Genomic DNA, 11,399 nt, shown 5'->3' with positions numbered 1-11,399 from the left:
TGCCAGAGGTCATCAGCGGGGTTGAGTTCCGCGACGGCGTCCGCCACATTCAAGCTGCCGCCTGATCAAGCGTCACCAACTTTCGAGCATATCTCACAGCACCGTGATCAGGGCCCACCACCATGCGGCCGGCGCAAAAGGGGGACTCCGAAAGAGGCTCTTGGCCGTTCGAGAGGTGGGTTTTCGACCAAGATCCATCTCCGCGTCAACGGCGCTGGCCTCCCGATGAGAACCGAGATCACGCCTGGGCAGGATTCCGACTACACCGGCTATGATCTGGTGATGGCCGACAACCTGCCGCAGCCAGCAGTTCTGGTCGCCGACAGGGGCTATGACTCTGATAAAATTCGGGCAGATGTCGAGGGCCGAAATGCCCTGCCAATGATCCCGATGCGAAAGAACCGAAAGGTGCGCAACGCTGTCGACATGACCATCTACACACTGCGCAATATGGTCGAGCGTTGTTTCAACAAACTGAAGAACAGCCGACGGCTGGCGACCCGTTACGACAAAACTGCAGACAGTTTCCTCGGCTTCATTGACATCGCCTGCATCAGGCTCTGGCTCCGCCATTTGTCAACATGACCTAAACTAATCGAACATGTTGCCTGCGTCCATACATCGCCTAGTTGGCACGAGGTCCAAGACAGGACGCTGGCAGGCGTTCCCTCAGCAGATCGACTGCCGGTGCCCGGCCCGGGCTCTCATTGGCCAACGGGGGTTAAGCTTTGGGGGCGGCCAGCGACCGCCCCCGTCGCGCGTGTTACGCGGGCGCTTCGACCAGGATCTTGACGTGCGATTTCTCGGCCACCAGTGCCTCGAAGCCTTCGGTCACGATGTCGTCCAGCGCGATCCGCTTGGTTACCAGCTTTTCGGCATTGAAATAGCCCTGCTCCATCAGCGCCATGACCGCAGGATAGACGTTGCGATAGGCGATGGTGCCCTGCAATTGCCGTTCCTTGAGCACCACGGTGTTGGGGTGGAACGCGGCATCACCTTCCCAGATCGAGACGATCAGCACCTGGCCTTCATGCCGGGTGGCATCGATGCATTGCGGTAGCACGCGCGGCACGCCCGTCACCTCGAAGGTCACATGCACGCCGCCGCTGGCCTGCCGGATGGCGGCGACAGCATCGCCGGCCATCGGGTCGATGACGGTGGTTGCGCCCAGTTCCAGCGCCTTTTGCCGGCGCACCTCGGAGGGTTCGACGACATGGATCTGCGCCGCGCCGGCGACGCGCAGCGCCTCGACCACCAGAAGGCCGATGGGACCGGCGCCGAACACCGCCGCCGTGTCGCCCGCCTTGATCCTGGACAGGCGCACGGCATGCAGCGCCACCGCCGCAGGCTCGACCAGCGCGCCCTGTTCCATCGACAGGCCATCGGGGATCTTGTGGACCATGCGCGCGGGCACCACCGAATAGGCCGCAAAGCCGCCATGGCCGCCCGAGAGGCCGACAAAACCCAGCTTGTCGCAGAGGTTGTATTTGCCTTCGAGGCAGGCGGGGCATGTGCCACAGGCAAAGATCGGCTCGATCGCCACCCGGTCGCCGATGGCAAGGCCGCTGACGCCCTCGCCCAGTTCTGTCACCATGCCGCAGTATTCGTGGCCCATGGTGATCGGAGCCTTGTCATGGCTCAGCGGGTGATCCTGGCCTACCGGCACAAAGATCGGCCCGGCCAGGTATTCATGCAGGTCGCTGCCGCAGATGCCGGTCCAGGCTACCTTGACCTTGACCTCTCCCGGGCCGGGTTTGGGTTCGGGCACGTCCTCGACGCGAATGTCGCGTGCCGCATGCCAACGGGCTGCTTTCATCTTGGTTTTCCTTTCAGGAGCGATTCAGCGATAGACCATGCCGCCGTCGATCAGGATCGACTGGCCGGTCATGTAGTCGCTGTCGGGACCGGCGAGGTAAGACACCAGACTTGCCACATCCTGCGGCGTCTGCGCCCGGCCCAAAGCGATGGAGCCCACGAACTTGTCGAAGGTCGCGCCCTTCTCGGCGCCGGTGAGTTCGGCGAAGCGCGCGTCGATCTCGGTCCACATGTCGGTGCCGACCACGCCGGGACAATAGGCGTTCACCGTGATGCCATCGGCGGCGAACTCCTTGGCGGCAACCTGGGTCAGGGCGCGCACGGCGAATTTCGTGGCGCAATAGGCGCCGAGCATGGGAAAACCCTCATGCGCGGCAATCGAGGCGGCCGAGATGATTTTGCCCCTGGTGCCGTCTTTCTTGAAACGCGCTGCGGCGGCCTGGATGCCCCAGAGCACGCCTTTCACGTTGACCGCGAAAACCCGGTCCATCTCGGCCTCGGTGATCTCGGCAATGGGCTGGACCTGAGCGATGCCGGCGTTGTTGACCATGATGTCAAAACCGCCCAGCCGTTCGGCGGTCTGGTCGATGGCGTTGATGATCTGCTGGCGGTCGGTCACATCCGCCGCGATGGTGATCACCTTCTCCGGGGCAAAGCGGCTGGCCGCCTCGGCCAGCGGACCGGGGTTCAGGTCCACGAGCGCGATTTTCGCGCCATCGGCGGCCAGACGCTCGGCGATGCCAAGGCCAATACCGCGCGCCCCGCCCGTAACAAGGGCGGTCTTTCTTGCAAGAGACATGATGTTCCTATTGAGCTGTTCGTTGAAATCTCCTGCCCGCTCGCAGCGAGCGGACAGGCTGATCTCGAAGGGTCAGGACAGGTGGTTGACCTGTTGCAGGCCATAGACCGGGGTCTCGATCCCCTCCATCCGCGCCTTCAGCTGCAGCGCCAGATAAAGCGAGTAATGCCGCGACTGGTGCAGGTTACCGCCGTGGAACCACAGGTTTTCCTGCTGCGTCGGCTTCCACATGTTGCGTTGCTCGCCTTCCCACGGGCCGGGGTCCTTGGTCGTGGCTGAGCCAAGACCCCAGACCTTGCCCACCTTGTCGGCGACCTCCTTGCTGATCAGATCGGCCGCCCAGCCGTTCATCGAGCCAAAGCCCGTGGCCAGCACCACCAGATCGGCGGGCAGGCGGGTGCCGTCGGTCAGCACCACGGCGTCTTCCTCGAAATGGTCGATATTACCATGCGCCAGTTTGACCTCGCCGTCGATGATGAGCTGGCTTGCGCCCACGTCGATGTAATAGCCCGAGCCCCGGCGCAGGTACTTCATGAACAGCCCCGAGCCGTCGTCGCCCCAGTCCAGCTGGAAGCCCGCCTTTTCAAGACCGGCGTAGAAATCGGCGTCGCGCTCGCGCATCTTGTCATAAAGCGGGATCTGGAATTCGTGCATGATCTTGTAGGGCAGCGAGGCAAAGATCATGTCGGCCTTTTCGGTGGTGATGCCGTTGGCCAGCGCCTGTTCCGAGTAAAGCCCGCCCAGACCGATATCCATCAGCGTGTCCGAGCGCACGATATGCGTCGAGGAGCGCTGCACCATGGTCACGTCGGCATCCGCCTCCCACAGCGCGGCGCAGATGTCATGCGCCGAGTTGTTCGAGCCGATAACCACCACCTTTTTCCCGGCCCAGTCATCCGGGCCCTTGTGCTGCGAGGAATGCTCGATCGTGCCCTTGAAGTCCTCCATGCCAGGGAATTTCGGCATATTGGCCTTGCCCGACATACCGGTCGCCAGCACCAGTTGCGTCGGGTGCAGCGTGACCTTTTCGCCGTCGCGGTTCACCTCGACCGTCCAGGTGCCCGAGGCCTCGTCAAAGCTTGCCTTCTCGACTTCTGAGCGGGTCCAGTAGTTCAGCTCCATCACCCGCGTATACATTTCCAGCCAGTCACCGACCTTGTCCTTGGGGGTGAACACCGGCCAGTTGTCTGGGAACTTGATATAGGGCAGGTGGTCGTACCAGATCGGGTCATGCAGGCACAGGGACTTGTAGCGGCTGCGCCACTGGTCGCCGGGGCGGTCATGCTTGTCCAGAACGATGGTCGGCACGCCCAGTTGCCGCAGCCGCGCGCCAAGGGCGATGCCGCCCTGTCCGCCGCCGATGATGACGGTATAGGGCTGCGTTTCATAGCCCAGCGTGGCGGCATCGTGCTCGCGCTGCTCTTTCCAGGTGGTGCGGTTCTTGCGGGCACCATGCTCGGCCCCCATCGGGCGGCGGACGCCACGGCTTTCCTCGTGGCCTTTCAGTTCCTGCAGCGCGGTCAGCAGCGTCCAGATGCGGTCATCGCGCAGACGCATCAGGCCCCAGCCCCGACCCACGCCGGTTTCGAAAGTGATCCAGGCGGTGATCACGCCGCCCTCCTCGGCGGGGATCTCTCCTTTCTGGATCTGGAAATTGCCGGGGCGGGTGTGCGCCAGCTGATGGCTGAGCATGTCGGCGACGCCCTCGGGGTTTTCGACGGTCTTCAGGTTCCAGGTCAGCGCGATCAGATCGCGCCAGTAGCTGTCGGCAGCAAAAAGCCCGGCAGCAGCGGCAACATCCCCCTGTTCCAATGCTGTGTTGAGCTGGTCCAGAACGGCCTGCGTGCGGCTCGTAACGGTAGAATCGAGCATCGCGTCTCCTCCTCATGCGCGTTGTTCGAGGTCGACTATCGGCGGCGTCTGCCCATCCGATCCATCACGACAAAGCGAGGCGGGCCGTAAAAGCGACCGCTGCGATGCAGCGTGTTGCGCGCGCAACGGGGCGCAACATTTCAGGCGGGCGGCTGCAACCCGGCAGCGCGAAGCCGGCGCAGCACGGTCGAGCGGTTCACGCCCAGCCGTCGCGCCGCACGCGCCATGTTCCAGCCGCAGGCCTCCATCACCTGTTCCAGCGGCTCGCCCGGTGCATCGGCGCCGGACGCGGCGGCGCGGTCGACCGGCACCGGCAGGTCCGGCAGGTCGATGACGCGCCCCTCACAGAGCGCGATTGCCACATCCAGCACCTGCTCCAGCTCGCGCAGATTGCCGGGCCAGGGCCGGCCCAGCAGCGCCGCGCGGGCCGAGGGTGACAGGCGCATGTCCTGCGACGTGCGCCGGCGCAGGATCCGGTCCAGCAGCCAGCCGATGTCTTGGCGCTGGCGCAGCGGCGGCAGGGTCAGAATGGCACCGGCAAGGCGATGGAACAGCGGTCGGGGCAGGTCCAGTGCCGCCGGGGCCGCACAGGTGGTGGACAGGACACGCAGCCCGGCGCGCCCGTCCAGCAGGGCGGTCAGAAGCGGTGCGGTTTCCGCCGGCAGATCCTCGATCCGGCGCAGCAGCAGGGTGGCGCCGCCGGGCAGGTCCGAACAGGCCTGCCGCAGATCGCCGCCGCCCACCCCGGCGCAGTCCAGGGCCAGAAAGCCGCTGGCGCCGCCGGTCATGTGGATCGCATGGGCCAGCTTGGTCTTGCCGGTGCCGGATTCGCCCGCGATCAGCAGCGGCACCGAAGTGCACGCGAGTTTCGCGGCCTGGGTCAGCAGATGCGTCATCGCCGGGTCACCGTCCGACAGGCTGGCCAGCGGCCCGGCGCGACGGTCGAAGCGCAGCGCTTTGCGTGGTGCCTGCGGCGCGATGGCATGGCCGAACAGCGCGCCGCCCTCGCGCATCTCGAGGATGCGTTCCTCGGTCGGGCGGTCGCGCATCAGGTCGGGCAGGTCGTCGATGGTCAGGCCCAGCGCCTCGTCGATACGCCGACCAAGGACGGGAGAGCCATCGGGGAACAGTCGCCTTGCGCCGTGCGTGTAGCCCAGCACCCGACCCGAATCGTCCAGCCGCACCGCCGCTTCGGGGTCCACGTCCAGAAACTCGGGACTGTCGGACAGGCGCAGCACCCAGTCGCGGCGACTTTCGGCCATCAAGTTTGCCATCTCGACCCGTCGCGCCGCATTGGTCACCAGGCTCATCGCCAGATTCTGGCTGCGCTTGGGCGTGGGCGAGCGCAGCAGCGAGATGTCCAGCACCGCCGCCAGTGCGCCGAGGCTGTCGAAGATCGGCGCCGATGTGCAGCTGAGCGCGATATGGGCATTGCCGAAATGGTCGTCCTGATGAACGGTCACTGGCTCTTGCGTCACCAGACAGGCGCCGACTCCGCTGGTTCCGACAAGTTCTTCGGACCAGTTCGAGCCGAGATAGAGCCCGGCGGTCTTGAGCTCGTCCAGAAACAGCTCGTCGCCAAAGAAGTCCACGCAGACGCCCGCGGCATTGGTCAGCAGCAGCGCGTAATTCTGACCGGCGACCTGCCGGAACAGGCTTTGCAGGCTGGATCGCGCCGCGCCGATCATCCATTCCGCTTGCTTGCGATGGTCGCGCAATTCGCTTTGCGTGACGATATGTGCCGGGTCGCGCCGCATGGGGTCCATGCCATAGACCTCGACGCAGCGCCGCCATGAGGCCGAGACGAAGCCGTCCCGCCCGGTCTGGCTGCCGCCCAGAACCCGCTCGATTTCCTCGACGTGCTGCCGATCGCTCATGCCGCCGTCCTCCCCGTCGGTCAGGTTAGCACGGGGAATATCCAGTTCCGAACAAACTTTGGTCTTGTTCGGGGCGCGTCGACAGGCAGCAACTTGGCGATCAGTGCTGTGACCCCCGATGCTCATCCATCTGAGACCAGAGTCGGCGGTTGAATTTGGCGCGGTTGCGCCGACGGAGCAATGGGCGATCTGCGGAGCGTTTCAGGTGCGCGAAGCTGATCGCCCATTGCGGTGAGTTGGGCGGCAAAGACCGCCGGGGCCTGGTATCCGAGGGCTGAATGGGGCCGTTCGGTGTTGTAGCTGTGGGTCCATGCAGCGACAGCCTCGCGGGCATGGTCGATGCCGAAGAACAGGGTCTCGTTCAGCAGCTCATCACGCATCCGGCCGTTGAAGGCTTCGCAGTTGCCATTCTGCATGGGCTTGCCTGGGGCGATGTAGTGCCACTTCACCTTCATCTTCTCGGCCCATTCCAGGATCGCGTTCGAAGTGAACTCGGTGCCATAGCACGTCGGGAAGAAGCGCTGTTTTGAGGTTATGGCCGCGCGCGCAGCCCCCAAATAGCGCAGCGTGTGGCCATAATGTTAATTTTCGCTGAGAACTGACCCGGGTTTTTCATCGAGAATTGACCCGCCTGAAGATTATGTTCTGTTGCTCATGTATCGGTCAAGTCCTGGCCTCCTTCTGTCATCTTTTTTGCCGCGGCCGAGCTTGCCCTGAAGCGGAAACTGTCGTTCCCGGTCTCCAGGATGTGGCAGCGATGCGTGAGCCGATCGAGCAAGGCGGTTGTCATCTTGGCATCGCCAAAGACGCTGGCCCATTCGCTGAAGCTGAGATTGGTGGTGATGGCCACGCTGGTCTGCTCATAAAGCTTACTCAGCAAATGGAAGAGAAGTGCCCCGCCTGTCGCACTGAACGGCAGGTAGCCGAGTTCGTCCAGGATCACGAGATCGAGCCGCACCAGGCTGTCCGCGATTTTCCCGGCCTTGCCCTGCAGCTTTTCCTGTTCGAGCGCATTGACCAATTCGACGGTCGAGAAGAAGCGGACTTTCTTGCGATGATGCTCGATAGCCTGAATGCCAAGGGCGGTGGCGAGATGGGATTTCCCGGTGCCGGGCCCGCCGATCAGAACCACGTTCTGGGCGGCGTCGAGGAACTCGCAGCGATGGAGTTGGCGGATCAGGGCTTCATTGACCTCGCTGGCTGCGAAGTCGAAGCCGGAGAGGTCCTTATAGGCCGGAAAGCGGGCAATCTTCATATGATAGGCAATGGACCGCACTTCGCGTTCTGCCATCTCGGCCTTCAAGAGTTGCGAGAGCATCGGCACCGCCTCTTTGAAGGCGGGGGCGCCCTGTTCGATCAGGTCGGTGACAGCCTGAGCCATGCCGTGCAGCTTCAGGCTTTTGAGCATGATGACGACGGCCGCGCTGGCAGGATCATGACGCATGGCGGGCCTCCCGGCTCTGGCCGCGCAACCCGTCATAGCGATCGACATCGGCCCGGGGCTCATTCCGCAAGGCAAGAGCTTGCGGGGGATCGATATCGGGCGTGCAGGGCGTCTTGCCGTCGACCAATCGGTGCAGGATATTCAGCACATGGGTCTTGGTCGGAACCCCGGCTTCCAGAGCCAGTTCCACGGCGGTCAGCACGGCCTGTTCATCGTGCTGCAGCACCAGGGCCAGCACCTCGGCCATTTCCCGATCGCCCCCGCGCCGCCGGAGCAGATGATGCTGGAGTTGGCGGAAGGCATCCGGCATCTCGGCGAAGGGAGCCCCGATACGCAAGGCGCCGGGCTTTCTCTAGATGACGGCCAAGTAGTGCCGCCAGTCAAAGACTGTCCGTCCTGGTGCCTGGTGTGATCGAACGATCACCCGCTGATGCTCGCAGAGAATATGCCCTTCTGCGGCAAGCACGATCCGGTCGGGATAGACCCGCAGGCTGACGCGCTGGTTCGCGAAGGATGCCGGCACGCTGTAACGGACACGTTCAAAGGTTACCAGGCAGGTCGGCGACACACGTTTGCTCTGCTCGATGAAGCCATCGAATGCTGGAGGCAGGGACATCAGCGCGGCTCTCTCGGCATGCCAGACATCCGCGATGGTCCCGGGCAATGTGCCATGGGCCGTGTCCTTCCACAGGGCAAGGCAGCCTTGCTCCAGCCAGGCGTTGAGCGCGGTCAGATCCGGGAATGCCGGCATGGTTTGCCAGAGCTGGTTGCGGCTGTCCTGGACGTTTTTCTCGACCTGCCCTTTCTCCCAACCCGCCGCCCGATTGCAAAACTCAGGCTCGAAGACATAATGGCTGGCCATCGCCCTGAAGCGGGCATTGACCTGCCGATCCTTGCCGGTCAGGACCTTGTCCACCGCCGTCTTCATGTTGTCATAGATACCTCGGGCCGGCACCCCGCCGAACACGCGAAAGCCGTGCCAATGGGCGTCGAACAGCATCTCATGGCTTTGCAGGAGATAGGCGCGCAACAGGAAGGCGCGGCTGTGGGACAACTTGATATGGGCCACCTGAAGCTTGATGCGCTCGCCGCCGATCACCGCCCAGTTCTCGCTCCAGTCGAACTGGAACGCCTCGCCGGGTTGAAAGACCAGCGGCACAAAGGTGCCGCGGCCCGTCGTTTGCTGATCCCGCCGCCGATCTTCCTGCCAGGCGCGGGCGAATGCAGCCACCCGGCCATAGGAACCGGCAAAGCCGAGCACAACCAGATCCCGGTGAAGCTGTTTGATCGTGCGACGCTGCTTGCGTGGCTTGCGACTCTCCGTCAGCAGCCAGCCAGAAAGCTTCTCGGCATAAGCATCCAGCTTACTGGGCCGGTCGGGAATCTTGAAACTCGGTTCCGTTGTGCCGCTACGAAGATACTTCCGGATCGTGTTGCGCGAGAGGCCGGTTCGCCGCGCGATCTCGCGGATCGACATTCCCTCTCGCAATGCCCAACGTCGAATTACACTCAAAAATGCCATGTCTATCACTCCATTGCCCCCTGCAAATCGCAGACAGGGCGAAGTTCGCACATGGGTCACTTCTCAATGAAAATTCTCTGCCAACCCGGGTCAGTTCTCAGCGAAAATTAACAGGCCTACGGCACCGACACCTCGGGCACGACCGTCGGCCTGCAATTCGAGACCTGGTTCTGAGAACATCGTTTTCAGCCTGAGAATAGTCGGGGGCGGAGGGCCGGTGGCCTTCCGCCCTTATGTCACCCGCGCCCTGCCCTTGCGCAGGTTGCTTGTCCGCGATCAGTTTGACGACGGCGGCATCTCCGGCACGGCGCTGAAGCGGCCCGGCCTGAAACGCCTGATGGTCAATATCGAGGACGGGTCGATCGACGCTGTCGTGGTCTACACGATCGACCGCCTCCCGCTCGCTGGTCGACTTTGCCAATCTGGTAGGGGTCCGTTGCATTAACTGCCCGACCATAGCAAGTTCCTTGGGTTGGTAACGATGGGGATCCGATGGCACAGCGCAAGAATCTGTCAACGGCGGCGCAAAAATCGGCCATGGCGGCGGAGCAAAACCAGGCCAGTTGGTGAGGGTGTGCGCCATGGCACGCGCGCTTTCCACATAGCTGGCGTGTGCCCTTGCGCACTGGCCCGTCAGGGCCAATCGTCGTGAGATGTCTGGATCGAGATCAACGCCGCTTGCGGGCTGTGCTGTTAGGGATGCACCATGTCACCCTGGATCGGGCCGGGGCGCACGATGGCGACCTGAATGACCAGATCGTAATAGGTCCGGGGCTTCAGGCGCGGCAGCATCGCCATCTGCGCCCGGCTCTCGATCTGGAAGGTGCCCAGCGTATCGGCCCGGCGGATCATGGCATAGGTGCGCGGATCCTCGGCCGGGATGCTGGCGAGGTCATATTGCGCGCCCTTGTGCGCGGCCACCAGCGCCAGCCCCTTGGCCATGCAGGTCAGCATGCCAAGCGCCAGCACATCGACCTTCATGAACTTCAGGGCGTCGATGTCATCCTTGTCCCATTCGATGATCTGGCGATCCTGCATCGCGGCCGGCTCGATCGGCACCAGATCATCCAGCCGGTCATGGGTCAGCACGAAGCCACCCGGATGCTGCGACAGATGCCGCGGTGCGCCCATCAGCTGCCGCGCCAGATCAAGGGTCAGCCGCAGACGGCGGTCGGCGGGGTTCAGGTTCAGCTCGGCCAGTTGTGCATCGGTGACGCCCTCGTCGGACCAGGCCCAGATCAGCGAGGAGAGCGCGGTGATCAGATCCTCGGGCAGGCCCATCGCCTTGCCGACATCGCGCAGCGCCCCCTTGGCGCGGTAGCGGATGACGGTCGCGGTCAGCGCGGCATGGTCGCGGCCATAGGTCCTGTAAATCCACTGGATGACCTCTTCGCGGCGCTCATGTTCGAAATCGACGTCGATATCGGGCGGCTCGCGGCGTTCCTCGCTGACGAAGCGCTCGAACAGCAGGTCGTTGCGACTGGGATCGATGGCGGTGATTCCCAGAACATAGCAGACTGCCGAGTTGGCCGCCGAGCCGCGCCCCTGGCACAGGATATTCTGCGACCGGGCATAGCGGACGATGCTGTGCACGGTCAGGAAATAGGGGGCATAGTTCAGTCGGCCGATCAGGGTCAGTTCATGGTTCAGCGCCTGTGTCACCTCGGGCGGGATGCCTTCGGGATAACGCTCGGCCGCGCCCGCCCATGTCAGCCGCGCCAGCGTGTCCTGCGCGGTCAGCGCGGGATCGTCGCGTTCTTCGGGATATTGATATCGCAACTGGCCAAGATCGAAGCTGCAGCGCTGCATGATCTCGATGCTCCGGGCCAAGGCCTCGGGATAGCGCGCGAAGAGCCGGGCCATTTCTGCGGGGGGCTTCAGGTAGCGATCGGCGTGACGTTCGCGGCGGTGGCCAAGCGCCTCGACGGTGCAATTGTGGCGGATGGCGGTGACCACATCCTGCAGGATGCGGCGGGCGGGGATGTGGAACAGGACGTCGTTGGTGACAACCGTGGGCACATGGGCGCGGGCGGCCAGCGTGGCCAGATCATGCAGGCGCAGCTGGTCGTT

At 63.6% G+C, this 11,399-nt stretch carries 7 protein-coding genes and 3 pseudogenes; 2 read left to right on the top strand and 8 right to left on the bottom strand.

What is annotated here, in order from left to right:
- Positions 1 to 97 precede the first annotated feature (97 nt).
- Positions 98 to 585 (top strand): annotated as a pseudogene (locus tag DFP89_RS19000) (IS5 family transposase); the annotation flags it as partial.
- A 178-nt stretch (positions 586 to 763) separates the two neighbouring features.
- Here DFP89_RS19000 and DFP89_RS18995 read toward each other — a convergent pair.
- From DFP89_RS18995 to istA, 7 genes and pseudogenes are all read right to left on the bottom strand, one after another.
- Entirely contained in the window at positions 764 to 1,816 is a 1,053-nt protein-coding gene (locus DFP89_RS18995; RefSeq protein ID WP_114350894.1) for a 2,3-butanediol dehydrogenase, read from the bottom strand.
- Between the two features lie 24 nt (positions 1,817 to 1,840).
- Positions 1,841 to 2,614 (bottom strand): acetoin reductase, encoded by a 774-nt coding sequence (locus tag DFP89_RS18990; RefSeq protein ID WP_114350893.1) that lies wholly within the window; start codon positions 2,612 to 2,614, stop codon positions 1,841 to 1,843.
- Positions 2,615 to 2,686: 72 nt separating this feature from the next.
- Positions 2,687 to 4,486 carry a flavin-containing monooxygenase gene (locus DFP89_RS18985; RefSeq protein ID WP_114350892.1) on the bottom strand — a complete coding sequence of 600 codons (1,800 nt, stop codon included), beginning with the start codon at positions 4,484 to 4,486 and terminating at the stop codon, positions 2,687 to 2,689.
- Positions 4,487 to 4,626: 140 nt separating this feature from the next.
- The gene (locus DFP89_RS18980; protein ID WP_114350891.1) at positions 4,627 to 6,363 is read right to left on the bottom strand and encodes a sigma-54-dependent Fis family transcriptional regulator; all 1,737 of its coding nucleotides are present in this window, start codon (positions 6,361 to 6,363) and stop codon (positions 4,627 to 4,629) included.
- A 122-nt stretch (positions 6,364 to 6,485) separates the two neighbouring features.
- Positions 6,486 to 6,863 (bottom strand): annotated as a pseudogene (locus DFP89_RS18975) (integrase core domain-containing protein); the annotation flags it as partial.
- Positions 6,864 to 7,015: 152 nt separating this feature from the next.
- Entirely contained in the window at positions 7,016 to 7,807 is a 792-nt protein-coding gene (gene istB, locus DFP89_RS18970) for an IS21-like element helper ATPase IstB (protein WP_114350890.1), read from the bottom strand.
- Positions 7,797 to 9,329: pseudogene (istA, locus tag DFP89_RS18965) on the bottom strand (IS21 family transposase). The gene istB and the pseudogene istA overlap by 11 nt, the downstream one beginning before the upstream one ends.
- Before the next feature lie 217 nt (positions 9,330 to 9,546).
- Between istA and DFP89_RS20935 the strand changes: the two are divergent.
- Positions 9,547 to 9,774, top strand: a complete 228-nt coding sequence (locus tag DFP89_RS20935) for a recombinase family protein (protein WP_425452686.1) — start codon at positions 9,547 to 9,549, stop codon at positions 9,772 to 9,774.
- 248 nt (positions 9,775 to 10,022) lie between these two features.
- Here the strand turns inward: DFP89_RS20935 and DFP89_RS18955 are convergent.
- Positions 10,023 to 11,399, bottom strand: a 1,377-nt coding sequence (locus DFP89_RS18955; protein WP_484216264.1) for an error-prone DNA polymerase family protein, incomplete at its 5' end; no start/stop codon positions are given.

It is taken from the genome of Paracoccus lutimaris, from assembly GCF_003337565.1.
In the GTDB taxonomy this organism is placed as follows: domain Bacteria; phylum Pseudomonadota; class Alphaproteobacteria; order Rhodobacterales; family Rhodobacteraceae; genus Paracoccus; species Paracoccus lutimaris.
The sequence above is the reverse complement of the archived record's forward strand: the minus strand, read 5'-3'. Positions and strand labels throughout refer to the sequence as shown.

What these genes read in the sequence shown, in the direction of transcription:
- istB (WP_114350890.1), bottom strand. Translation starts at nt 7,807, where the DNA reads ATGCGTCATGATCCTGCCAGCGCGGCCGTCGTCATCATGCTCAAAAGC.
- DFP89_RS18995 (WP_114350894.1), bottom strand. Translation starts at nt 1,816, where the DNA reads ATGAAAGCAGCCCGTTGGCATGCGGCACGCGACATTCGCGTCGAGGAC.
- DFP89_RS18990 (WP_114350893.1), bottom strand. Translation starts at nt 2,614, where the DNA reads ATGTCTCTTGCAAGAAAGACCGCCCTTGTTACGGGCGGGGCGCGCGGT.
- DFP89_RS18985 (WP_114350892.1), bottom strand. Translation starts at nt 4,486, where the DNA reads ATGCTCGATTCTACCGTTACGAGCCGCACGCAGGCCGTTCTGGACCAG.
- DFP89_RS18980 (WP_114350891.1), bottom strand. Translation starts at nt 6,363, where the DNA reads ATGAGCGATCGGCAGCACGTCGAGGAAATCGAGCGGGTTCTGGGCGGC.